We start from the raw sequence: 23,381 nt of genomic DNA on the forward strand, positions 1-23,381 counted from the left end.
AGTGTAATGACTTCAACAATTAAACGAACTCAACGTGATTATTCCCTCGCTTTTAAATTGGCGGTTGTCGACCAAGTGGAAAAAGGCGAGCTGACCTATAAGCAGGCACAAGACAAGTACGGTATTCAAGGCTGCTCCACCGTGTTAGTGTGGTTACGCAAGCATGGCAAACTGGATTGGTCCCTAGGGACGCCGCCTACATCAATGCGAGGACAGTTGATGACTGAACCCACCACGCTCACCCCCGAGCAAAAGATAAAAGCCCTCGAAGCCGAACTTGAAGATACTCGCATGAAAGCCGCGTTCTTCGAAGCCATTGTCGAAAAACTCAGAACTGACTACGGGATATCCGTCGTAAAAAAGCCACCCGCGAAACGCTCCAAGAAAAAACGGCCATAGGTTATGGCGTCACCCAATGCTGTCGTTACCTTGGCATCAGTCGCCAGGCGTATTATCAACAATGCCAGCGGCAAATCGTCTCAGAGCTAAAGGAGCAAGAGGTGGTGCAAACGGTACAATATGAACGGTTATTTCAACCGCGAGTCGGTACGCGTAAACTGCAGTATTTACTCAACAAAATGCATCAAATAGTGATAGGACGAGACCGGTTATTTCGCTGTCTTAGGGCGCATCGTTTGTTGGTCACGCCGAAACGGGCGTACCATAAAACGACCCATAGCCATCATCGATTTAGGTGTCATCCCAACTTGCTTAAGCCCAGTGAGCAGCAAGTGGACATCAGCCGCTCAGAACAAGTCTGGGTGGCTGATATTACCTATCTGTCACTGCAAGATAATGAAGCCTATTTAAGCTTGGTGACCGATGCCTGGTCACGAAAAATTGTGGGTTATCATGTTGATGATAATCTTAAAACAGACGGGGTGCTAACGGCTTACAAACGGGCACTGAGACAGCGACAAGATAAAAGTAAACCGCTGATACACCACTCAGACCGAGGGATACAGTACTGCTCAAACGCGTATCAAGCGGTTCACGCACAACATGGCGTGACATGCTCAATGACAGACGGATATGACTGCTATCAAAATGCCTTAGCAGAGCGAGTGAATGGCATCTTGAAGCAGGAGTTTTTAACACATAAGCCCGCAACGCTGGAGGAGGCGCGACAAATGGTGGCAGAAGCGGTTGCCATCTATAATCAACGACGGCCACATTTGGCCTTAAAATACAAAACGCCCGATGAGGTTCATCGAGCGTTTTAGGTGGAAATAAGTGTCAACTTATTTCAGGACGAGACAATCTGTTCAGGTGTTAACTGCAAACCTTTAATTGTGTGTACTTGGTTCTTATGTACTTCGCCAATGCTTGCAGCAGCCTGCATAGCACCAGCACCATAAAGGGCGGCAGCAACAGTGTAGGTTAGTAACTTTAACTTCACTTCGCTTCTCCGTTATTGTTGTTAGTTGGTCATTTATCACACGACCTAACTGCCTGACGGCGCCCTAATCTAAACACCAACGAATTAAAAAACTCAGCACTTTGAAGTAACATTTTGTACTACAAAAAACATCAAATAATTAAAATCAAACCACAACCCTAATAAATCAATACATTTAACCAAATTCACTAACGTAGGCAGTGAATAATATTGCAAAATGATGAGCTTAAGGCCAATCCCACAGTGTTACATTGTGTAACTCAGTTTCAAATGTGACTTTTTGTATCGAAAAATTCCGTCAATAACCCGCCAAACGCCATGCTTTTAGCGCTAACTCAGCGCCAGAGTTACAGAAATACAACAATTGATAGGACAAAGCGGATAACAAGGTGATGCGTGACTTTTTAACATAGACAAAACAAAAAAGCCGGCAAATCCCTTTGCCGGCATCCTAAATTCAGGATAAATAACAATTGACTAGAAAGTGAAACGCTCGAATTAACGCGTTCTTCTTCTGATCATTGCACCCAGAGCAAGTAACATCGACAGGCCCCCTAGGGCACCACCGCTGCTTGACTCAGTTTCTTCAACTGGCGTTTCTGTCGGGGTTTCTGTGGTTGCGCCCTTACCGTCTGACACTACGGTCAACATAAAGGTTGTGCTAGCTTTGTCCGCTGGATTTTCAACGTCAGTTACCGTAACCGTCACTTGCACGTCACCGTGGAAGTTCTTCTTCGGCGTGATAGTGACACTTGAACCTGATGTATGACCATCAACCACAGCAGTGATATTGTCGCCGGTGACACTGATAGTGTTAACACTATTTTGCTCGTCGGCATAAATCACTTTTAAGCCAGCTAAGCTCGTGTTTTCCGGAGTGGTTTGGTTAGCGATACGAGCAACACTGATATTGCCTGGTACGCTAATACTGTGCGACATATTGATATCAGCCATACCATCAACTTGGCTGACTGCATCAACAGTTAACACTTTACCAGCAGTGTTATCCTTCACGGTCGTCCAAGCAGTCACTTCAAATTGCGACACTTCAGGACCTACGTAGTCGTAACAAATCACCAAACCGCTAGTCAGTTTTTCATCTAGGTTATCGTAGGCAAATTGCTCACCTAAGTAACCTTCGAGTGGACCATAGGTATTTAAAAGACCTTTAAAGCCCTGCAGACCCACCGAACCACGACCATCTTGAGTACCAAAATCGATATTGTCATAGGCCATCATCATCTCGTATTCACCATCGCCATATCGGGTGTTAACGTTGAATAACAGCTCGAAGTCAAATCTATCGTCGGCTTCGGTCCACTTATAGGCTCTGGTCGTTGAGTCAGTTCCCGCAGCAGTGTAAGAGCGGGCATTATCGTATTCTAAAATACCCCAACCCGTAGATGTACTTGCCAAGGTAATACCAGCACGCTCACTTGAGGTGTTGATTAATGGCACACTCATTAAGGTATTCTTAGCCGCACCGGTACCGACACCACGCCACAACATACCAATAGCCGAGTATGGAACGCTCTTGAATGGAAACTGAAGATGATCCGGCTTTAAAAACTTAGGACCTTGGTACAGTGACAACACACCCGTACCACGGATTTCTAAATTGTTTTGGATCCAACCGTTAACCACATCACCGTTGTTGTACAGGTGGAAGCGATCATAGTCACCACCAAACAGGGTTTTAACCGGCACACCAATGCCCGAAGTGTAAAGAATATTGTTGTCTTTACCGCTGAGCACGCGGCCATTGCTACCGAGTTCAATCGGCGCAAAACCACTCATTGATGGGTAGATACCGAACTCTTCTAAGTTAACGTAACCACCTGGATTGCTGTTACCAAAGTTAGGTGTACGACACATTGGGTCTTCGGCGTTAGTAGTAACATTGTAGCTAGGGGCTAAGTCACGGGTATCAGGTTGAACACCGCTGATGGTTAACTTATTATCTTCAAGTTTAACGTCTTTTACGATAGCGCTTGATGAAGTGAGTACATCTTCCGCTTTCAGTTTTAAACCTTCAGGAATGGTCGCCACTATGCTAAATGCACGGTCTGCACCCGAATCGTTTGGCTGAACTTGGAAGGTCAACGGAATTTGATCACCTGGTAGTGCCTTTGTTTGGGTTACATCCAGATTCACATCATCGATACCACGCTCAAGTTTAACGGCCACTTTACCAATATTACCCGCATTCACCGCAGAGCTACCAAAATCCATTAACGAGTAATAGATATCACCGTTGGTCATCTCAGGGATATTCCAGTTCATGGTGACATCAACTGGATCGGTACCATTGCTTGCAGGCACATCAACGTTCAGATTGCTAGCAACCTCATCAGTAACAACAGCAGTTGTTAATTTGTAGGTTTCAACAACCCCAGCGTTGAAATTATCGGCAGCAGTCCCCTTTTGAGAGCTGTAGAATACCGCCCAATAGGTGCCTTCTTCTGGCTGGTTAATATTACAGAAGTTATTGTAAGTACCATGGTTAGATACGCAGATCACTTCTTCTAACGGATCGGGCTTACCATTACCGTTATAGTCTTTACCCACATAGATGTTCAGGTTACCAACATAGGAGGTGCCCTTCAGCGTTGACTCAATGTTACCTAAAGATTCAACAATCAAACGGCGGCTTCCCGCTGGCACATCGATCCACTCAACATAGGTTGCTTCGTCGATACGCATATCATCCCCTAAGGTCAGATCCGGCGTTTTAGACCAAGCGTATTCATCATCATCATCCTTTGGCAGCTCGATAGTCTTCACTACCGCTTTAACAGGGGCAAACATACGGCCATAGACGTTATCGTTCTCTGGTAAATTAATACCTTTAAACACGACGCTAGCATCGTTGCGGTGAGCCTTAGCATTCAGCATGGAAGGCATACTGTTTTTGTCGTATTTGAATACGATTGGCCAGTGCGCTTCTGACGCATTAGCGCTGGTTTCAGTGAATATCAGATTTGAGTGCAACTCGACTTCTGAGTTACTGAACCAGTCTTGGGTATCCATGATTGACGCTTCAATCACGATATCCATGGTTTCACCGGCTTTCAAAGTGAACTCACTTGGAGAAGCTTTAATAGACACGCCGTTTTGCACTAACTGGTTACGAGTATCAACGTTCCAGTTAATCACATCACCGTTAGTCACAGACCAAGAACCGTCTTTAGTCGCCTTGATAGTCCGGATCCACTGACACTTAGGTTTACATTCAAAGTTAACTAATTGTGGAATGTTTAACTTGTGTACTGCACCACCATTGTTAGGGTTCGCCGCCTTAAAGTTTTCAACGGTTTCATCCATCACAAAGCCTACATTTACCGCATTTGCGACATTGATACGACCTGTACCTGCACGGTAGGTTTGAGCCAGCGCAACATCACTCGTTTTATCGTCTAAACGGTAATAATGCACTTTGTTTTCGGCTGTCATTGCTAATGCAGATTGGATTTCAGTTGCACTCCAACTTGGCTGAGCTTGGCGTAATAACGCCATCGAACCCGCCACGTGTGGCGATGCCATTGACGTACCGCTAAGGAACGAGAAGTCACCCGACGATGGTGAACCGCTAAATGGATGCTCGTCGGCAAAGGCCGCGTAAATGTTTACGCCTGGCGCAGCGACAGCAGGAATAAGCGCTTCTGGAGTTGAAGGGCTTGGACCACGCGATGAGAACGCCGCTAACCAATCGGCACGGGCAGGATCGAGTGTACGTTCAATATCGGTTGCCGTGATGGTCAAAGTCGGCATACCGCCTTTATTTAACCAGTCAATTAAACCATAACCCGCCATACCGTTGTCGTAACGACCGTCGTACTCTTCCTTGATGATATGGATAGAAGGAATAGAGTAAGAAGCAGTAGGTACAATCGCGTCACCAATAGCATAGTTATACATGATCATACCGTCGCCGCCGCCAGCTTTAACGTTATCAGCTTTAACGCTACGGGCAGTACCTGCAGTATTGCTTAAGCTATCTCGCTTACACACTACAATCACATCGGTTGGATTACCGTCAGCATCTTTAAGATCAAAGGAACCTTCAGCAAACGGCTTAGCGCAGTATTCATCGCCATAGGTTTTCGCTAAAACTACACGACCTGTGACCGAAGTTTTGTTGATGGCGCCACCGACAATTTCAGTCCATTTTGGTGCTTCAGTGCCACCTGTTGGATCCACTAATTTAGTGGTGATTTCAACTTCACGGTCGTGGGTGGTTGCCGCCACGTTCATTAGCCATGGTGAAGCGTGGTCAATCGCACCGAAGTACTCTTTATAGCCCGTTGGTTGGCCAGAGTTACCCGCTGCTACTGCAACTGAAATACCCGCTTCGCGAGCGGCTAAAAATGCCAGTTCAATATCGTCGGCCCATGGATTTGAATCCTGACCGCCAATAGAAAAGTTAATCACATCCACGCCATCTTTGATGGCATCTTCAATACCCGCCAGTAAAGCTTCGCCCGGACAACCAGCTGTAATGGCATTGTCTGGATGACATACTTGGTAAGCGATAATGTTCGCATGGGGTGCAACACCACTGATACTTGGGAATAATTTTTCTTTAATCACAGTACCATCTGATACAGCTTTGCCTCCATCAGGGCTGATGTAATCCACATTCAACAACACGTTACCCGCAGCTGTCGAGGCCACATGAGAACCGTGACCTTGATAGTCTTCACCCACTGCTGGACGAGTCGCACCATAGTTACCATTAGTGAAGTTATCGGTGATCACAGGATATGAACGCACACCGATTAACTTGTCGTTACACATGGTTTCGAAACCTTCCTTGGTACAGTCACCGATAAATTTACCGGGTTCCCAAGGGTTGATGTGTTTGTAACCATCGTCGCCCATAACGGCAAATGATGGGTGATCCGAGTTAATGCCGGTATCTATGATACCCATGATGATGCCTTCGCCTTTGTAAGGGACTGCATCTTGAGTCGCGGCACCCGTCCAAATTTTATCGGCTTGGATCAGTTGTGGACCCGCATCAGACTGTAATTCATAGTTTTTCGATAAGCGAACCGATGCAACATTGGCTAGTTGTGAAACGCGCTGCGCTTCTTCTTGAGTCATCGCCATCGAGAAACCGTTTACCGCATTAGTAAACTGCTGGCGAGCCTCACGGGCACCTACGGTTGACTTGATTTCTGCCAACACTTTATTTTGGCTAGTTAACAATTGGCTGCGATAGTTTTGAACCGCACTGTTTGAGGGCTGACCCGCCACGTAAAGCTTAGACGCTTTAGCTGTTGATCTTACTGAAGTACCAGTGCTACCGAGTAAATCTGCACTTACTTGGGCCAATGGCTTCTGATTCAAACGAACGATATAAATCTGTTCACCCGTTAACCCCTCCTCGTAAACGAATTTGTTCGTTTGCGGGGTAATTTGCATGTTAAGCCCTTCGGCTTGGGCAACATCCAATATCGGGGTATTGGCCGATGAGGTAATTAACGATGAAATCTCTTCTTGGGTTAGTTGCAAACCTTTCAGTTGATGCACTTGCCCCATGCTAGCCGCAGCCTGCATTGCGCCAGCACCATAGAGGGCGGCTGCTACTGTACAAGTTACTATCTTAAGCTTCACTTTGCTCTCTCCGTTATTGTTATAGCCAGCCGTTTTTCACGGTCAGGCGCCTAGCGGCGAGCCATCTAAGCATTCAAGCTGGAGAAAACAGCAACACTTTTACGTAGCATTTTGTACAACCCATTAACGCAACAAAAACACATTGATTACACAAAAGCTTACCGACAAAGATGTAGCATTTTGTAGCACAATGAATAATTATGCTTAAATTCTGTGAACAAAATGATAGGCTGAGGCTCGTCTTAATGCGGTTTAGCAATGCATTTAAACAACATTGGGGATTATCTAAGAAGTGACAGTTAACGTCAGAAAACAATGCTTACCGCTCGTACTACTACTGAGTTGGTGCACCACACTGCAAGCTAAAGAAATTGAAACTGTTTCCGCCGGAGACTGGCAGATTTCCCTTGCCGCAGGTTATGGCGCACTCGAAAACCCAAGGGCAAAAGTTGAAAATATCAACACTTGGATACTGCCCACTTGGTATTACTACGGTAAGAACTTTTATGTCGAAAACTTCACCTTAGGTTACAGCCTGTACGAGTCAGAAAGCTTTATTGTCGACCTACAGACACGTTTTAATGAGGACGGTTTTTTCTACGAATTCGATGGACTGAATAAACTATTACTGAGTGATATTTTAGGTTATACCCCAGTGAAGCAGCCCATCAATCCTAAAGTCGTCAAATTCGAGGAAATTGAACGCAATCTTTCCTACCTAGGTGGACTCAATGCCACTTGGGTGACGCCCTATCTCGATATCAGCCTAGGTTACTTCCACGATATTACCGGCGTTCACCAAGGTAACGAGATCCAGCTTAGACTCAAACGCAGTCAGGCATTTTCATGGGGAGCGCTCGGCTTTGAGATTGGGGCAATTCGAAAGAGTGAAAACCTCGTCGGCTACTACTATCAGCTCACTAAAGAGGAAGAAGGCCCGCTGCGAACCAAATATCAACCCTCAGCCGCCATCAATTACCATGCCCGCAGCGTGGTCAATGTGCCAATTTTCGACAGCGTTAACTTTGTGGCTATACTCGAATATACTTGGTTAGGACAAGAAATCACTGACAGCGTATTGATAGATAAAGCTGGCTATGTTTCTGGATTTGTTGGAATTAGCTATGACTTCTAAGGCATACCATTCCAATTCGCTGTGGCTCACCTACTGCACCTATTGCAGCTTAATGATTGCCTGTTTCGTCAGTCTATCTTGCCTCGCCGACGAACTGAGGATCACACCAAATACCTGTGCAGTGACACTAGAAAAGCCCGACTGCCACTTAGACTTACTGATTGAATATCAATCGGATATTCCGCAATCACTCTGTGTATGGCTCACGACAGAAACCGTTGCTATCGCCTGCTTTCAAGATAGGCTCGATTTTAAATACCAAATACAACTGACCTTAGCGAAAGATACCTTATTCGAACTCAGGGATCCCAAAAACAATAGCTTAGTGACCACAGCATTAGTCAAAGTCGCTAAGTTTGAACCCGCCAACCCCAGAAGACGTCGTGGACTGAACTGGAACTTATTATGACAAGCGCGCCAATGCCTGAACCCTTATCGCAAATCCTGTTAATTGAAGACGACCAACCCCTTGCCGAACTGGTCTGCACTTATTTAACCCAAGAAGGTTACAAGCTTATCCATTTAGATAATGCCGAAGACGCGCTGATCCGCCGGGATACCGATGAGTTTGATCTGATCATTTGCGATGTCATGCTGCCAGGGCAAGATGGCTTTAGTATTTACCCGCAGTTAGCGGCGAGTTATCCCTGCCCGATTATCTTCCTGACGGCGCTCGATAATCATGCCGACCAAATTCGGGGATTAAATCTTGGCGCCTGCGATTACTTGCTCAAACCCGTAGTGCCGCCTTTACTGCTGGCACGGATTAAGGCCAATCTGCGCAAACAGCAATCCAGCAGTAGCCGCAGTAAACTTAAGTTACACGACCTATTTTTAGACCCCAACCTACAGCAAGTGAATCTGGGTGATGAAGCCTTATCTTTTACCACTAAGGAGTTTTCACTGCTGTGGATCTTCGCTCTGCACGCCGGCAAAGTGCTGTCGCGGGAGTTTTTGTTCGAGCAACTCGTGGGCCGCGAATATGATGGTTTAGACAGGGCTATCGACTTAAAAATCAGCCGCCTACGTAAACGTTTAGATGAGCTGAATGTACCGGGACTGGCCATAACGACTATTCATGGGAAAGGTTATTTATTCAATTACTTGCCAACCCAAGGTCGGACCTAATCCAAATGAAATTTCAGTTCTACCGCTTGTTTATCTTTTTACTGCTGTCCTGCGGAATCGTGATCTGGAGCTTTGGTCAGCTCGCCGAGCATTTCGCCCACGACGAATACAACTACCAAATCGACGTCGACGACCTACTGCAAAATTATGATGAGCAACTACCTAAGATAAAGCGCATTCCCGTTGCCTCTCTCTCGCTGCCAGAAAATTTGCAATCCTCACTGCAACTGGGGGCGACAATCGCCCTGCGCCATAGCAGTAATGAGCTCTATTATTATCGCCTCGATAAGGATAGCAGCCATATCTTAGTGCTAGGCCCAGTGCAAACACCTGTGCCGAAGGAGCGCAATACCAGTTTGATTTTATTGGGATTATACTCATCACTCTGCTTGGTTGCCCTCTGGTGGATTTGGCCGGTATTTCGGGATCTTAACCATTTGCAGCAGGCCGCTATCGAATTTGGCCAAGCCCCGCGTAAACGACCTCAGGATATCCATAAACACTCGGCAATTTTCCCGCTTGCTAAGGCTTTTAACAGTGTTAGCCACCAAATCGTCGACTTTATCCAGATGCACAAGGAGCTGTCCCGCACCATCTCCCACGAGGTACGCACGCCTCTTGCGCGAATGCGCTTTGCACTGGAAATTATTCGGCCACAAATCGATGCTAATTACGCTAACCGCTTAAATGAAGATATCGATGATATTGAACAACTTGCAGCAAATTATCTGTCTTTTGCTCGCCTAGAGCATAAGGAAGAAACCCTCAGCCAAGAATCACAATCCATTGAATTATTTATGGAAAAATTGGCCCACAAATATGCTATCTACCAGCCTAAGTTTAATATTGTGTTTCACTATGAGGCGCAGCAGGCCCACTTCGACCCGATTGCGATGACGATTGCGATTCAAAACCTTGTCCAAAATGCTATGCGTTTCGCCCAGCATGACATCCATGTCCACTTCCATCAGCAACGAGGCATAAATCGGATCAGCGTCGAGGATGATGGTCCGGGATTTGAAGGCAAAGGCAAAAAACTGGTAGCAGCCTTCGAGCGGGATAGCCAGCAGAGCGATACTAGTGGCTATGGTTTAGGGCTGTATATCGTCAAGAAAATCGCCACTTGGCATTATGGCACGCTAGAGTTAAGCCGCTCACAGGCCCTAGGCGGCGCCGAAATCAGCATTAGCTGGGACGATGCCTTAACGCCTAAAGCCGAAACTGACGCCGAGTAATTGAGTGCTGAGGTTTAGTCTTTGACTAATAAGGCTAACACTTCGAAATGATCAGAGTGAGGAAAAAGATCGAATAACTGCACCTTAGTTAACCGATAGCCACGGATATGGCCGAGATCTTTGGCTAAGGTTTTAGGATTGCAGCTGGAATACAAAATCGCCTTAGGCGCAAACTCACTTAAGGAATGGCACAGGGACTCACCAATCCCGCGGCGCGGTGGATTGACAATAATCAACTCAGGCTTAGTTTGCGCCGCCTCGCCCTTGGCAAAGTCGGTGGAATCGAGCGCCATAAATTCTACTTTATCCAATCCCATCAACTGCGCCGACATCTTAGCGCAGGCAATGGCTTCGGCTTCAATTTCAATCCCTGTCAGTGGGATATCTTTAGCTGCACAGTGCAAACCAAAGCCGCCCACACCACAGAATAAGTCCCAAAGGGAAGCTGGCGCGAAGTCGGCCACCCACTCACGGGCGGTTTGGTACAGCTTTGCCGCCACCTGCGGATTGGTTTGAAAAAAGCTCTTGGGACGAATAAACAAAGGCACATCGTTAAAGCGCTCTTCGAGGCGAGTATTTTCAGTGAGGAAAATCTCCTCCTCACCCTCCAAGATAGCCATATGAACAGGTTGCAAATTGACGGATACGACTTTGATCTGCGGATATTCGGCCATCAGCGTAGGCAATTCACGCTCGATACGGGCGATGGCATCCCGCGAGCGCAGCACAAACCGCAACATATACTCGCCACGCACTTGGCTGCGCGTCAGTAGGATAAATTTAAGCTCGCCCTTGGCCTTATCGACACGGTAAGGCGGAATGCCCGCTTGCTGTACAAAGCGCTCTAAACGGTGGAGTAAGGCTTGCATATCAGTAGGATACAACAGGCAGTCACACAGGCTCACCGCTTCGCCGCTGGGACTAACAATCCCCAACACAGGCGCATGGGCTGCGCCCAAGGCGACCATTTTCGCCTTGTTACGAAAACCGCTGCTGTCACCCACAACCGGTGGTAAAAATTGCGGTTCGGTCTTATCGACAAAAGGCGCTAACAATTGCTGCAATTCTAGGTTTTTGGCCGCCAGTTGCTGCGCCATAGGGAGCTTAATATGGCGACAGGATTGGCATTGGCCTCGTTCAAAATACCCACATTGTACTAATGTACTCACAGCATCGTACCCACAGCAGTGCCCGTCTATCTTATCTATTGAGATGGCGAGTGAAATTTGGATGACAACTGAAGCATAACAAACACATTAAGGCCCCAGTCAAAAAGCGCCACACTTTAGCGTTTTTGCGCAGAAAAATCACCTTGAAGTGCAGCATTGGCCGATAGTCCGGCTCAGATTAACTTAATCTCAGGCTATCTATATCGGCGATGGGAGTGCGTTTTCCGAGTTTTTGTTCAACCCACTCAAGCACTTCGGCCGAGGTACTCCTAAAAGTTGTGAGCTTGCCGCCGTAAAGACTCAGTAATCTCGGGTGAGAAATCGAGGTTTGCATTAGGGTATCCCTTGGGCGCTCAAAGGCAGAGCTCGCTTGCTTAGGTAATACCCTCACGCCGCAAAAGGTCTGCACTATCTTGGTTTTGAGTTCATCAATCGAGGCCGACAGTGGAAAGTAGTGCCGATAAATGCCTAAGAGATAATTAATTTCAGACTCAGTTACTTGGGGCGGTGAATCTAAGGATGTTAACTCGGTTTCCGTGGTGCCAATTAGCATTTGACCATACCAAGGCATCACAAAAATCACCCGCTTATCGAAGCAAGATTCTAAATATAAGATGCCGTCGGGGGCGGGTAAGTCCAGCAGCAAATGTGCGCCCTGCACCCAATCCAGTTCAACTCCAGCCAGTGGCGGTGACACCTTTGCTATCACCTCATTCACCCAAGGACCGGCGGCATTTATCACCAGCTTAGCGTCAATCTGTTGCACTTCGCCGCGAAGGCGAAAACTTAGGTCAATCTGCTCACTCAGATGATTGAGCTGTAAAAACTCCGCCTCGGCATACACATGGGCGCCCAATGCCTCGGCACTACGGGCCACCGCTTGGGTCAGCAATTTATCGTCGGTTTGCGCGTCCCAATACTGGAACACGGCCTTCAAACCTTGGAGTTTAAGCCCGTTAAAACGATGCCAATGCACGGCGGGAATAGATACAAAGCGGCCAAGCGGATCAAATTCACTGAGTAGCGCGTACAGACTCAAGCCCGCCCGAATCGTCCAAGGGTTACGCTGACTGTCTTGATAGACGGGAATGTAAAAAGGTACGGCTTTGACTAAGCTTGGCGCGAAGTCGAGCAAATGGCGCCGCTCCTGCAAGGATTTGCGCACAAGGTTCACTTGCCCGCTTTCAAGATATCGCAACCCACCGTGGATCAACTTGCTGGAATTGGCCGAGGTTTGGCCGCCAATCTCACCTTTTTCGATAAGCAGGGTCGAATACCCCGCCGCCGCTGCGTATTGGGCGATACCGACACCGCTGATCCCACCACCGATAATCGCAATATCGTATGAACTCATATCGGCTTTATCCATCCCGACGCCTTGATGCTGCGTTTATCCATGCTCCACTCCCTTGCTATCACAGATTGGCTTTCACACTATTCGATACTGGCGTGCAATTGCTTTAAGGCTTTGTCACACATGGATTTTAGCGCCTTAAGATCTTCTATCTCAGCACCGATTTTACAGCGCATCAGATGCGGGATCTCACTCGCCTCAAGCTTTAGCGCCTGCCCGGCACTTGTCAGAGACAATACCCGAACCCTTTCATCTTGGTCGCTGCGTCCACGGCTCACCAATCCCTTCGACTCTAAACGTTTTAACAGAGGCGTCAACGTACCCGAATCGAGGAACAATTTATCCCCTAAGGTCTTCACGCTGATCCCCTGCTCCTGCCACAACACCAGCATGACTAAATATTGGGGATAGGTTAAATCCAACTTATCGAGCATAGGACGATAGGCGCGCACCATGGCATTGGCTGCGCTGTAAAGAGAGAAACACACCTGATTCTCTAAACATAAGGCATTGTCTGCTTGGGTATTTTCCGCAGAGTCTTGCGATTTTCCCAAGGAGGATAACTCTGAATTAGGCATAGTCTTACCAAAAAACTTAAATATATTGCGCACAATATACTTGCATTCAGGGTAAAAATCGAATTATAGTTTATCACAATTAAATTGCACACAACTTAAATTGCTATTTATCACTATGAGGAAAGAAGTATGAAAACATTATATGAAACTCGAGCTACCGCCAGAGCCGGTCGCCAAGGCCAAGTCAGTACCGATGATGGTTTACTCGATGTTGCACTCGCCTATCCAAAGGCGATGGGCGGAAATGGATTAGCAACCAACCCTGAGCAACTGTTTGCAGCGGGTTATGCGGCCTGTTTCTCTAATGCGGTTTTACACGTAGCCAAAATCGGCAAAGTGGCTATTACTGAAGCACCAGTCAGCGCTGTGGTAGGTATTGGCGCCAATGATGCGGGAGGCTTTGCCTTAACCGTCGCCCTGGAGGTGAATCTTGACCTTCCCCAAGCCGAGGCCGAAGCCTTAGTGCGTCATGCCCATCAAGTGTGTCCATACTCCAACGCCACACGCAATAATATCGATGTAAAACTGAGTGTTAATGGCGCGGCGTTAAACTAAGCCCATAAGACAACAGTCACTATCGTCTAAAAAGCACCTCAGGGTGCTTTTTAGTTATCTGCCGCGAATCGCCCTTCCCATAAACCTGCCTAACTTCCCAAAAAACAGCTAATCGCGAGTTAACTAACATTTCTTAATGCTCAATTTAATCAAGGGGATTGAATTCAGTAGAGTAGTAGTCAGAGAACCGTTTAAATACCTATAACCCCACGATTGTGGAGGCGCTATGACTAAATACTTAACCAAATTCGCTCTGCTATGCTCCCTTGCTCTGGCCATGCTGAGCACACCAAGCTGGGCCGAAGAAACCCATAACCCGGACCAAACTTGGCATTATGTGAACGCCCAAGGTGAGCTGAAGATCAAGCTCTACTTCTTTTGGTCGAAAACCTGCCCGCACTGCGCCGAGGCCCATCCCTTTATCGACTCACTGCCGCAGAAATATCCTTGGATAGAACTCGAATCCCATATGGTTTCGGCCCCTGGCGTGCAGGATATTTGGCAAAATATCGCCTCCCAAACCACGACAGAGGCTCGCTCTGTGCCTTATATGGCCAGCTGCGAGAAAGCCATTGTCGGTTATTCCAGCGAGGCGGTGACCGGTGAGTTTTTAGTGAATCGCTTGAAGAACTGTTACTTATCCCTTGGCGGCCAGCTAAGTGAAGCGGATATGCCAACCACAGGGACAACGGCTGCTGCGCCCACCAATAGTGAACCCCTGTTTGGCACCTGTGGAACCGACTCTGGCGAAGGTACCTGTGATGCCACCAGCCTTGCGAGTAACGATCAAGCCGAAGTGCAGCCCGTTGAGTTACCACTTGTGGGTGTAGTGACGCCCGAGACCATGTCACTTCCCTTGCTAACTTTAGTGCTGGCGGGTGTCGATGCCTTTAACCCCTGCGCCTTCTTCGTGCTGCTGTTTTTATTGTCGATTATGGTTAACGCTAAGAGCCGCAGCCGCATGCTGTTGGTCGGCGGCATCTTCGTGTTCTTCTCCGGCTTTATTTACTTCCTGTTTATGACGGCCTGGCTAAACATCTTCCAACTGTTAGGCGCAGGCAGCGATGGCGGGATGATCATTTTAGCCGCTGGGATCTTAGCCTTGATCGCTGGCACGATAAACGTGAAGGATTACTTCTTCACAAAGGGTGATGTCACCCTGTCAATGTCGGCGGAAAACCGCACTAGTCTTATCAAACGCATGGGCAAGCTGTCGAACTCCAGCAGCTTAGGCGCGCTGATCGTCGGCTCAACCGTGCTGGCCATTTTAGCCAATGCCTACGAGCTACTCTGCACTGCGGGCTTCCCGATGATTTATACCAGCGTGCTATCCATGCATAATTTGCCGGACATCGAGCGATATATGTATTTGGTTTTATACAATATCGTCTATGTCATCCCACTGGCGATTATTGTGATTGTGTTTAGTGCGACCTTAGGTAAACGCAAGCTAACCGAAAAAGAAGGTCAAGCACTCAAGCTGATGTCCGGTGTGATGATGTTTGGTATGGGTGTCGCGCTAGTGTTAGATCCCACGGCGCTGCAGAGTGTTGGGCTGGCACTGGGATTAATTCTAGGCTCATTAGGCTTGACCGCCATCATAGTACTCAGTCGCAAGTTGCTCACGGCCAAAGCGAATAAAACGGCATAAGCATTAGCAGGGTTTTGGATTGGCAAACTCGGGATAAAGGACTAAAGTAAAACCTGAGCTTGCCGATACAAAGACTCAGCTTTCAATTGAGGTTAGTTATGTCTATTTCACTGAACACCCAAGCTATCACGCCTAACTTAGAAAATGGTGCCGTTGGCGTTAAAGTGGCGCAGTTAGCCAAAGAGCAGCAAAAGGCGGAAGGTCAAATTGCCGTTGATTTAATTAACGCAGCCGCACCTCAACCCGTGGGAAATACCGGCCACAATATCAACACGACGGCCTAATCGACGCAATAGCACCCGCAAGAGATTGATAAAAAAGCGCCCCGAATATTGGGGCGCTTTTTTGTTTAAGGCATTTGAATGAAGTTTTGCCATTTGAGCGGACTAACCTGAGGCTCTACCCGACTCAGCCCTAAGAAAAGGCATTACCATTGACATGCATAATGGTGAATGTCCACACCACAAACGCGAGTGGAATATGCACTAAGGCATAGAAACATTGATCCAGCCGACTCATTCCCTTGGCCAGCCAAATTAAATACAGATGCAGGCCAATCACCACAGGGAACAACATAAATAACGGATACAAGGCAAAAGGGCTGGCATCGGCTAATAGGCTGTGACTCAACAGCGCCCAAGCCACCATCAGCGCCGTGGTTAAAGGTGGCGTGGCAACACGATACTGCTCTGGATACGGGAACATCCTGGCCTCTTACACTTCTTCAATACTGATATGGTCAGTCGCCCAGCGATGGGGTGACGTCTAGGGTTTTCGAGCGATTAGCTGCGCCTTGGCACTTTCAGTACCTGCAGCCTCGCTTAACCGACCTTCAAAGTAATGCAAAGGTTGCCAGTTAGCAAATACGGATTGCAGTTCGTTCTGCGTGAGTAAAAAGTCAGGGTTGCGAGGTCGACCAATTTGCGCCTGTTGCCAAGTAAAGGTCTCATACACAATCAGTCCGCCGGGCTTTAGGCTCGCAGCGATTTGCGGGAACAGTGGTCGATGTAAGTAATTAAAGACTAATACAATATCAAATGACTCTTGGGGTAACGGAGGCGCGCTGCCGTCTTCTAAATTCCACTGCCATTGATGTGCTTTGTCGTGTGTCAGCTTGGCTAAGGCACCCAAATCCTGGTCGATAAAGGTCACTTCACAACCTTGGGAGAGAAACCACAGACCATTTCGGCCCGAACCACAGGCTAAATCCAATACCTTAAGCCCAGTAAGCTCTGGCCATGGAAACTGGGTAATTAAGCTTGAAGCCGTGCTGAGTGTGGCGTGTGTCATCCCTTTATCTCTTTTTTAGTGTCTATCTGTTTGCGATGCACTATCGAATAGTGCCTTAGCCCCGATGGGCCATGGGATACTATCACAGATAAAAATAACACTAAGATAAACAGTTCTGGCTTGTAGTTGGCAAGCGGCACAAACAGGCAAAGCAGCCCTAATTTCCCGAGGGTTAATACCCCCTTTAGCTGAATTAACCAACGCCAATCTCGAATAATTTCCCACAACATCAATATGCTGCCGGTAATCATCGCCAGATACCAATAATTGAGCCATAAGGATTTCTCAACGGAAAGTAATATTCCGCCGCCCGCTCCAGCAATCCCCAATATATGTAAAGCTCTTAGGGTTGTTTTACTCAGCCGCTGTACCCAAAAACGTTTTTCAGACATCTGCTGCCTTGCCATAGATTTAACCCCTTAGCACCACTCAAGTAACATTTTGGAAAAATATATTATATTTTCTCAAAAAACACTGGTGAGATTTGATTATTTACTGAATACTCACAGGATAAATATTCGAATATTTACACTAAATAATCAAACCCAAAATAAACCATATAAATTAGCACGTTAAAATAAATCACCCGTACAACGCATTATTTTCCCACAATAATTCAGCAATGATAATTTAGCCCATCAAAATATGTTAACTCACGCAAGTTATACCGTATTCACTGAGTGATTAACTTCAATTTCGTTAATATTTTCAGCCATATTGCACATTTCAATTATGTAATTTTCACTGTAACAATCGTTATGTGACCTAAGCACGCATATACCTCTTTAGATAGTGGTAACTTTGTTCATGGAGAATACTCTAAAAGCGCGTGAGCTACGTAAAATATAAATATCACGCCATGATGAATAACCCTTATTAAGTAGATGAAATGTACGGCGGAGGAACGATTATGTTCACAAGAAAGATTCAAAAAACAGCACTAGCCATGCTGATCTCTGGCGCAATGGCAGGCACAGCCTATGCCGCGCCAGAAGTACTAGCCGATTTTCACGGTGAAATGGGCGGTTGCGATAGCTGCCACGTATCAGACAAAGGTGGCGTGACCAACGACAACCTGACCCATGAAAATGCCCAATGCGTTAGCTGCCACGGTGATTTAAAAGAACTGGCTGCAGCAGCGCCAAAAGATAAAGTCTCTCCGCACAAATCACACTTAATTGGTGAAATCGCTTGTACCAGCTGCCACAAAGGCCACGAAAAATCAGTGACTTACTGTGATGCTTGCCACAGCTTCGGCTTCGACATGCCATTTGGCGGCAAGTGGGAACGTAAGTTTGTGCCTGTTGATGCAGACAAAGCGGCTCAAGATAAAGCCATTGCCGCTGGCGTGAAAGAAACCACTGACGTCGTGGTTATCGGTTCGGGTGGTGCAGGTCTTGCTGCCGCCGTTTCAGCCCGTGATGCTGGCGCGAAAGTGATCCTGTTAGAAAAAGAACCTATCCCAGGTGGTAACACTAAACTGGCTGCCGGCGGTATGAACGCTGCAGAAACTAAGCCACAGGCTAAGTTAGGTATCGAAGATAAGAAACAAATCATGATCGACGACACCATGAAAGGTGGTCGTAACATCAACGATCCTGAATTAGTGAAAGTTCTGGCCAACAACTCTTCAGACTCTATCGATTGGTTAACCTCTATGGGTGCCGACATGACTGACGTGGGTCGTATGGGTGGCGCAAGCGTTAACCGTAGTCACCGTCCAACCGGTGGTGCGGGTGTGGGTGCACACGTTGCACAAGTGCTGTGGGACAACGCCGTTAAACGTGGAACTGACATTCGTTTAAACAGCCGTGTTGTACGCATCCTTGAAGATGCAAGCGGTAAAGTGACCGGCGTTTTAGTGAAAGGTGAATACACTGGCTACTATGTGATCAAAGCCGATGCAGTCGTCATTGCTGCAGGTGGTTTTGCGAAAAACAACGACCGCGTCGCTAAGTACGATCCTAAGTTAAAAGGCTTTAAAGCGACTAACCACCCAGGTGCAACTGGTGACGGCTTAGACGTTGCGCTGCAAGCGGGCGCCGCAACTCGTGACTTAGAATACATCCAAGCTCACCCAACTTACTCACCAGCTGGTGGTGTGATGATCACCGAAGCGGTACGTGGTAACGGTGCTATCGTGGTTAACCGTGACGGTAACCGCTTTATGAACGAAATCACTACCCGTGATAAAGCGTCTGCTGCGATTCTGCAACAGAAAGGCGAAAGCGCTTACCTCGTATTCGATGACTCTATCCGTAAGAGCTTAAAAGCCATCGAAGGTTATGTTCACCTGAACATCGTTAAAGAAGGTAAAACCATCGAAGATTTAGCAAAACAGCTCGATGTGCCTGCCGCTGAACTAGCGAAAACCGTTACTTCATACAACGGATTTGTGAAATCAGGTAAAGACACTCAATTCGAGCGTCCAAACCTGCCACGTGAAATCGCCACAGCGCCTTTCTATGCCTTAGAAATCGCGCCAGCGGTTCACCACACTATGGGTGGTATCGTTATCGATACTAAAGCCGAAGTGAAGAGCGATAAAACCGGTAAACCTATCGAAGGTTTATACGCTGCGGGCGAAGTGACTGGTGGTGTTCACGGTGCTAACCGTTTAGGTGGTAATGCTATCTCTGATATCGTGACCTACGGCCGTATCGCGGGTGCATCTGCCGCGAAATACGCGAAAGATCACTAATATCAAAAGTTTCTAGGTTAAGGGACTAACCTAAGGCTCACATAGCACGACCCATGGGAGCCCAGCTTGAATCTTCAAGCTTATCAGTACAAGCGAGCCGTCAGGGGCTCGCTTTTTTTTATGATTTTTTGTGCAATTGATGACAAAGCTCACTCTTTTTACGGGGTAAATTCATCACCAGAGGACAAATGTCGCCGAGTCACATACACTCAGTGCCAGTAACAATGTAACCTTTAGGTGATTGAAATGAGAATTGGATTTTTTAGCGCAAAACACTACGACATGCAGCATTTTAACCGTACAAATGCCGCATTTGGTGCGCAAATTGAGTATTTCGATTATCGCCTCTGCATGCAAACCGTTAAGCTTGCCGAAGGTTTTGAGGTGGTGTGCGCCTTTGTTAACGATTCCCTCTGTGAAGAAGTGTTAGTCGAGCTTGCCAAAGGTGGCACGAAAATCATTGCCATGCGCTGCGCGGGTTTTAACAATGTCGACTTAGTCGCCGCCAAACGCTTAGGCATGCAAGTGGTCAACGTGCCCGCCTATTCGCCCGAATCTGTAGCCGAGCACACAGTCGCCTTGATGCTGACCCTAAACCGCAAAATCCATAAGGCCTACCAACGCACCCGTGATGCGAACTTCTCCCTCGAAGGCTTAGTCGGTTTTAACATGTTTGGCAAAACCGTTGGCGTAATAGGCACAGGTAAAATCGGGGTCGCCACGATTAAGGTCTTGCTCGGTTTTGGCTGTAAAGTCATAGCCTTTGACCCCTACCCAAATCCTGCGGTAGAAGCGCTCAATGTGGAATATCAGGATCTGGACACCATTTACGCTAACAGCGATATTATCAGCCTGCACTGCCCATTAACCGCCGATAACCACCATTTGCTGAATAAAGAAAGCTTTGCCAAGATGAAACCCGGCGTCATGGTGATCAACACTAGCCGCGGCGGCCTGCTCAATGCCTTCGATGCGATGGAAGCCTTAAAGCTCGGCCAGATAGGCTCATTAGGGCTTGATGTGTATGAAAATGAAAAAGAACTGTTTTTCGAGGACAAGTCGAACCAGATCATTCAGGACGATGTGTTCCGTCGCTTATCTGCATGTCATAACGTGATTTTTACCGGTCACCAGGCCTTCCTTACCGAAGAGGCGCTAGGCGCGATTGCACATACAACCCTGAGCAACGTCAAAGCCCTACTCGCGGGCGAGCGCTCTGGTAACGAACTGTTTTAACTGACAGAACCATACCTGACTGCTAAAGTGAGGCTTCAACATTGAAGCCTCACAGAGGAAACTAAATATGTTAGTGACTCAGCAAACTCAGAATATCAACACGCCCACAGGGCCGATGCGCACTTATGTCTATCGCCCAGATGCCCCAGGGCAATTCCCCTGCATCCTGTTCTATTCTGAGATTTTTCAGCAAACCGCGCCCATCGCCCGCACCGCAACTATCCTCGCTGGCCATGGTTTTGTGGTGTTAGTGCCAGAGGTCTTCCACGAGCTAAATCCGATAGGCACAGTGCTTGCCTACGACGATGTGGGCAAAGATAAAGGCAATGCCGATAAATTTGCCAAACCCTTAGAGCAACACGATAGCGACACCCAAGCCCTTATCGACTTTGCTCGTCAGCAGAGTTATTGCACCGGTAAGGTTGGCAGTATGGGCGTGTGTATTGGCGGCCACTTAGCCTACCGCGCCGCACTTAATCCCGAGATTTTGGGGGCGTTTTGCCTCTATCCGACCGACATTCACTCCAATACCCTGCCCTGTGCCTATGGCAATGACTCGCTGAGTCGCAGCGGCGATATTCAAGGGGAATTAGTGTTAGTGTTTGGCAAGCAAGATCCCCATGTATCACCCGAAGGTCGGGTATTGATCCACCAACAATTGATGGCTAAAAACCGCAATTTCAGTTGGTTAGAGGTTAATGCTCAGCATGCCTTTATGCGTGATGAGGGTGAGCGCTACGATCCCGCGCTGGCGCTGCAAATGTATCAACAATCCGTGGCGTTTTTTCACCGTGTATTGAGATGAGATAAAACGAAAGAAAAAAGCCAACTCATTAATCAATCGTAATTAATGGGTTGGCTTAGCCAAATGCTTAACTCTGAGCCTAAGCCTCTAAATCTTCACACCTCAGTGCTTACCCTTGTAAACGACTTTGGCTATAGGCCACCAGCTCTTGGTTGCTCACGCGGGCAATAAAAGTCTCGTCGAGGAAGAAGTCCACATCATCCCCCGATTTACGGCCCGACAATAACTGAGTGCTGCCATCTTCGTAGGCTAAGGTCATGGTCACAGTGTGCTCATCGGGATAGGCAATTTGCGCCTGAGTCAGTTTAACGGGCGCCGATTTCAGCTCATCGCTCACATGGGGATTTACCTTAAAAATCGCGTCCACAGGCATATCAACGACCGCAGGGGATTTATCGGTGATCGGGTTCTTACCCGTCCAAAACTCAATAGTGTTAACGATAAAGAGATCGCCCGTTGCCGCCAAACCATACACTGGGCTTAACAGAATAAATAAGCCCGCACGGCCATAACGGTTATCCACCGCGCTTAAGTTGCCCTTAGTCACCATTTGGCTCAGACCCATTTGTCCCATACAACCTGTTAATTGTGTGGTTAACAGCGCGCCAATCGTCACGGCTAAGAGTTTAGATTTCATTCGATTCGTTCCCTTGGTAAAAACAAAAACACGAATTCTAAGGATTAGACAGGGCTAAACCGTGCGACGGGGCACAAACCCAAGTAAACAAAATGGAGTGAATGTAAGCAAGTACGCTGATTTTGTTATGAAAAGCGCTTCAAGCAAGTAAAGCTCACGGGAAGATAATAAATCTCATCAGTTCGCGACGCGCCGACAACAGTTTGCTAATAAATGTACTGCTGCGGCGCACATAAAGGAGAATAGTTACTCGAGGTCGAGTTTCTTTTTGCCATCCAGCAACGCTTGGCGCTCGGCAAGCGGTGCCTGATCGGCCAGCTTCAACACCGCCTTTTGCAGCATCAAATTATTGGGATAGGTGATGGTATCGCCATTGTCCCTAAGGATAAGCACATGAAACAGCGCGATTTCAATAATCACGCCACTGATATCTTCATCCTTATCCACCACCCGGATACGTTCACCAATTCGATACGGGAACACAAAGAAAATCAGCACACCAGCGGTTAAATTACTCAGTATCGACCACTGAGCGACTAAGGCAACGCCCATCACCGCAAATGCGGAGGAGACAAACAGCGACACGTCCTGATAACCCAAGCCAAGGGATACCGCCATCAAAGACAGAGTGATAAAAAACATCACATAGGAAATAAACCGGGTGACAAGACTGGTACGGGCGGCACTCACCTGCTTCATCAATGAGAGTTTTTTCACCCATTGAGTTAAGGCACGCTGCAAAAAGAGAAACACCGCAAGATAAATACAGGCAAGCAGGATTTGATTTGTCATAATAGCCACTTAAAAAACGAAACCAGCTGAATTCTAACTTTTTTGCACCAGCAGTTATAGAGTCCCAAATCAGCCCAACGCAAATAGAGTAATAAGT

At 47.3% G+C, this 23,381-nt stretch carries 21 protein-coding genes; 11 read left to right on the forward strand and 10 right to left on the reverse strand.

The window, feature by feature from the left end; genetic code table 11:
- The first annotated feature begins 6 nt into the window (after positions 1 to 6).
- Positions 7 to 1,223 (forward strand): IS3-like element ISShes13 family transposase gene (locus tag SHEWANA3_RS23290; RefSeq protein ID WP_086017254.1). Its coding sequence is split into 2 segments (ribosomal slippage): positions 7 to 355 and positions 355 to 1,223, totalling 1,218 coding nucleotides; the frame shifts between segments, so codons are not numbered across the junction.
- A 23-nt stretch (positions 1,224 to 1,246) separates the two neighbouring features.
- Here the strand turns inward: SHEWANA3_RS23290 and SHEWANA3_RS23650 are convergent.
- Together SHEWANA3_RS23650 and SHEWANA3_RS17330 are read right to left on the reverse strand one after the other, a co-directional pair.
- Positions 1,247 to 1,399 (reverse strand): hypothetical protein, encoded by a 153-nt coding sequence (locus tag SHEWANA3_RS23650; RefSeq protein WP_166485360.1) that lies wholly within the window; start codon positions 1,397 to 1,399, stop codon positions 1,247 to 1,249.
- Between the two features lie 498 nt (positions 1,400 to 1,897).
- Positions 1,898 to 7,018, reverse strand: coding sequence for a S8 family serine peptidase (locus tag SHEWANA3_RS17330; RefSeq protein ID WP_011718109.1), 5,121 nt, complete (start codon positions 7,016 to 7,018; stop codon positions 1,898 to 1,900).
- Between the two features lie 292 nt (positions 7,019 to 7,310).
- On the opposite strand from SHEWANA3_RS17330, the gene SHEWANA3_RS17335 reads away from it, so the two are divergent.
- Genes SHEWANA3_RS17335 through SHEWANA3_RS17350 form a run of 4 tightly spaced genes read left to right on the forward strand, consistent with a single transcriptional unit; the run spans position 7,311 to position 10,516 of the window.
- A complete protein-coding gene (locus SHEWANA3_RS17335) occupies positions 7,311 to 8,153 on the forward strand; it encodes a MipA/OmpV family protein (RefSeq protein WP_011718110.1) in 843 nt (280 codons plus the stop codon).
- Positions 8,143 to 8,562, forward strand: a complete 420-nt coding sequence (locus SHEWANA3_RS17340; RefSeq protein ID WP_011718111.1) for a DUF3019 domain-containing protein — start codon at positions 8,143 to 8,145, stop codon at positions 8,560 to 8,562. The genes SHEWANA3_RS17335 and SHEWANA3_RS17340 overlap by 11 nt, the downstream gene beginning before the upstream one ends.
- The gene (locus SHEWANA3_RS17345; protein WP_011718112.1) at positions 8,559 to 9,281 is read left to right on the forward strand and encodes a response regulator transcription factor; all 723 of its coding nucleotides are present in this window, start codon (positions 8,559 to 8,561) and stop codon (positions 9,279 to 9,281) included. The genes SHEWANA3_RS17340 and SHEWANA3_RS17345 overlap by 4 nt, the downstream gene beginning before the upstream one ends.
- A 5-nt stretch (positions 9,282 to 9,286) precedes the next feature.
- Complete coding sequence (locus SHEWANA3_RS17350) at positions 9,287 to 10,516, forward strand: ATP-binding protein (RefSeq protein ID WP_011718113.1); 1,230 nt, start codon at positions 9,287 to 9,289, stop codon at positions 10,514 to 10,516.
- Positions 10,517 to 10,530: 14 nt separating this feature from the next.
- Here the strand turns inward: SHEWANA3_RS17350 and rlmC are convergent, their stop codons facing one another.
- From rlmC to ohrR, 3 genes are all read right to left on the reverse strand, one after another.
- A complete protein-coding gene (gene rlmC / locus SHEWANA3_RS17355; RefSeq protein WP_011718114.1) occupies positions 10,531 to 11,685 on the reverse strand; it encodes a 23S rRNA (uracil(747)-C(5))-methyltransferase RlmC in 1,155 nt (384 codons plus the stop codon).
- A gap of 178 nt (positions 11,686 to 11,863) precedes the next feature.
- Positions 11,864 to 13,039, reverse strand: a complete 1,176-nt coding sequence (locus SHEWANA3_RS17360) for an FAD-dependent oxidoreductase (protein ID WP_041413138.1) — start codon at positions 13,037 to 13,039, stop codon at positions 11,864 to 11,866.
- An 80-nt stretch (positions 13,040 to 13,119) separates the two neighbouring features.
- Positions 13,120 to 13,617 carry a hydroperoxide resistance transcriptional regulator OhrR gene (gene ohrR, locus SHEWANA3_RS17365; protein WP_011718116.1) on the reverse strand — a complete coding sequence of 166 codons (498 nt, stop codon included), beginning with the start codon at positions 13,615 to 13,617 and terminating at the stop codon, positions 13,120 to 13,122.
- A gap of 129 nt (positions 13,618 to 13,746) precedes the next feature.
- Between ohrR and SHEWANA3_RS17370 the strand changes: the two genes are divergently transcribed.
- The 3 genes from SHEWANA3_RS17370 (at position 13,747) to SHEWANA3_RS17380 (ending at position 16,107) form a co-directional block, all read left to right on the forward strand.
- Positions 13,747 to 14,172 (forward strand): organic hydroperoxide resistance protein, encoded by a 426-nt coding sequence (locus SHEWANA3_RS17370; RefSeq protein WP_011718117.1) that lies wholly within the window; start codon positions 13,747 to 13,749, stop codon positions 14,170 to 14,172.
- Positions 14,173 to 14,398: 226 nt separating this feature from the next.
- Entirely contained in the window at positions 14,399 to 15,823 is a 1,425-nt protein-coding gene (locus tag SHEWANA3_RS17375; protein WP_011718118.1) for a cytochrome c biosynthesis protein, read from the forward strand.
- A gap of 98 nt (positions 15,824 to 15,921) precedes the next feature.
- Positions 15,922 to 16,107: a hypothetical protein gene (locus SHEWANA3_RS17380; RefSeq protein WP_011718119.1), complete on the forward strand. Its 186-nt coding sequence runs from the start codon at positions 15,922 to 15,924 to the stop codon at positions 16,105 to 16,107.
- Positions 16,108 to 16,237: 130 nt separating this feature from the next.
- Here SHEWANA3_RS17380 and SHEWANA3_RS17385 read toward each other — a convergent pair whose 3' ends face one another.
- The 3 genes from SHEWANA3_RS17385 to SHEWANA3_RS17395 are packed head-to-tail and all read right to left on the reverse strand — an operon-like array spanning position 16,238 to position 17,520.
- Positions 16,238 to 16,528, reverse strand: coding sequence for a hypothetical protein (locus SHEWANA3_RS17385; RefSeq protein WP_011621606.1), 291 nt, complete (start codon positions 16,526 to 16,528; stop codon positions 16,238 to 16,240).
- A gap of 60 nt (positions 16,529 to 16,588) precedes the next feature.
- Positions 16,589 to 17,113 carry a class I SAM-dependent methyltransferase gene (locus tag SHEWANA3_RS17390; protein ID WP_011718120.1) on the reverse strand — a complete coding sequence of 175 codons (525 nt, stop codon included), beginning with the start codon at positions 17,111 to 17,113 and terminating at the stop codon, positions 16,589 to 16,591.
- Positions 17,110 to 17,520, reverse strand: a complete 411-nt coding sequence (locus tag SHEWANA3_RS17395; RefSeq protein WP_011718121.1) for a hypothetical protein — start codon at positions 17,518 to 17,520, stop codon at positions 17,110 to 17,112. Before SHEWANA3_RS17395 ends, SHEWANA3_RS17390 begins: the two co-directional genes overlap by 4 nt.
- 503 nt (positions 17,521 to 18,023) lie before the next feature.
- Between SHEWANA3_RS17395 and fccA the strand changes: the two genes are divergently transcribed.
- From fccA to SHEWANA3_RS17410, 3 genes are all read left to right on the forward strand, one after another.
- The gene (gene fccA / locus SHEWANA3_RS17400) at positions 18,024 to 19,814 is read left to right on the forward strand and encodes a fumarate reductase flavoprotein subunit FccA (protein WP_011718122.1); all 1,791 of its coding nucleotides are present in this window, start codon (positions 18,024 to 18,026) and stop codon (positions 19,812 to 19,814) included.
- A gap of 246 nt (positions 19,815 to 20,060) precedes the next feature.
- Positions 20,061 to 21,050, forward strand: coding sequence for a lactate dehydrogenase LdhA (ldhA, locus tag SHEWANA3_RS17405; RefSeq protein ID WP_011621602.1), 990 nt, complete (start codon positions 20,061 to 20,063; stop codon positions 21,048 to 21,050).
- 67 nt (positions 21,051 to 21,117) lie between these two features.
- Positions 21,118 to 21,855: a dienelactone hydrolase family protein gene (locus SHEWANA3_RS17410; RefSeq protein ID WP_011718123.1), complete on the forward strand. Its 738-nt coding sequence runs from the start codon at positions 21,118 to 21,120 to the stop codon at positions 21,853 to 21,855.
- A 109-nt stretch (positions 21,856 to 21,964) separates the two neighbouring features.
- Here SHEWANA3_RS17410 and SHEWANA3_RS17415 read toward each other — a convergent pair whose 3' ends face one another.
- Both SHEWANA3_RS17415 and SHEWANA3_RS17420 read right to left on the reverse strand, forming a co-directional pair.
- Positions 21,965 to 22,492: a DUF3332 domain-containing protein gene (locus tag SHEWANA3_RS17415; protein WP_011718124.1), complete on the reverse strand. Its 528-nt coding sequence runs from the start codon at positions 22,490 to 22,492 to the stop codon at positions 21,965 to 21,967.
- 246 nt (positions 22,493 to 22,738) lie between these two features.
- Positions 22,739 to 23,284: a mechanosensitive ion channel family protein gene (locus SHEWANA3_RS17420; protein ID WP_011718125.1), complete on the reverse strand. Its 546-nt coding sequence runs from the start codon at positions 23,282 to 23,284 to the stop codon at positions 22,739 to 22,741.
- Between the last annotated feature and the right edge of the window lie 97 nt (positions 23,285 to 23,381).

The sequence above is a fragment of the Shewanella sp. ANA-3 genome (assembly GCF_000203935.1).
Lineage (GTDB): Bacteria > Pseudomonadota > Gammaproteobacteria > Enterobacterales > Shewanellaceae > Shewanella.

What these genes read in the sequence shown, in the direction of transcription:
- SHEWANA3_RS17340 (WP_011718111.1), top strand. Translation starts at nt 8,143, where the DNA reads ATGACTTCTAAGGCATACCATTCCAATTCGCTGTGGCTCACCTACTGC.
- SHEWANA3_RS17345 (WP_011718112.1), top strand. Translation starts at nt 8,559, where the DNA reads ATGACAAGCGCGCCAATGCCTGAACCCTTATCGCAAATCCTGTTAATT.
- SHEWANA3_RS17350 (WP_011718113.1), top strand. Translation starts at nt 9,287, where the DNA reads ATGAAATTTCAGTTCTACCGCTTGTTTATCTTTTTACTGCTGTCCTGC.
- SHEWANA3_RS17360 (WP_041413138.1), bottom strand. Translation starts at nt 13,039, where the DNA reads ATGAGTTCATACGATATTGCGATTATCGGTGGTGGGATCAGCGGTGTC.
- ohrR (WP_011718116.1), bottom strand. Translation starts at nt 13,617, where the DNA reads ATGCCTAATTCAGAGTTATCCTCCTTGGGAAAATCGCAAGACTCTGCG.
- SHEWANA3_RS17370 (WP_011718117.1), top strand. Translation starts at nt 13,747, where the DNA reads ATGAAAACATTATATGAAACTCGAGCTACCGCCAGAGCCGGTCGCCAA.
- SHEWANA3_RS17375 (WP_011718118.1), top strand. Translation starts at nt 14,399, where the DNA reads ATGACTAAATACTTAACCAAATTCGCTCTGCTATGCTCCCTTGCTCTG.
- SHEWANA3_RS17380 (WP_011718119.1), top strand. Translation starts at nt 15,922, where the DNA reads ATGTCTATTTCACTGAACACCCAAGCTATCACGCCTAACTTAGAAAAT.
- SHEWANA3_RS17385 (WP_011621606.1), bottom strand. Translation starts at nt 16,528, where the DNA reads ATGTTCCCGTATCCAGAGCAGTATCGTGTTGCCACGCCACCTTTAACC.
- SHEWANA3_RS17390 (WP_011718120.1), bottom strand. Translation starts at nt 17,113, where the DNA reads ATGACACACGCCACACTCAGCACGGCTTCAAGCTTAATTACCCAGTTT.
- SHEWANA3_RS17395 (WP_011718121.1), bottom strand. Translation starts at nt 17,520, where the DNA reads ATGGCAAGGCAGCAGATGTCTGAAAAACGTTTTTGGGTACAGCGGCTG.
- fccA (WP_011718122.1), top strand. Translation starts at nt 18,024, where the DNA reads ATGTTCACAAGAAAGATTCAAAAAACAGCACTAGCCATGCTGATCTCT.
- ldhA (WP_011621602.1), top strand. Translation starts at nt 20,061, where the DNA reads ATGAGAATTGGATTTTTTAGCGCAAAACACTACGACATGCAGCATTTT.
- SHEWANA3_RS17410 (WP_011718123.1), top strand. Translation starts at nt 21,118, where the DNA reads ATGTTAGTGACTCAGCAAACTCAGAATATCAACACGCCCACAGGGCCG.
- SHEWANA3_RS17415 (WP_011718124.1), bottom strand. Translation starts at nt 22,492, where the DNA reads ATGAAATCTAAACTCTTAGCCGTGACGATTGGCGCGCTGTTAACCACA.
- SHEWANA3_RS17420 (WP_011718125.1), bottom strand. Translation starts at nt 23,284, where the DNA reads ATGACAAATCAAATCCTGCTTGCCTGTATTTATCTTGCGGTGTTTCTC.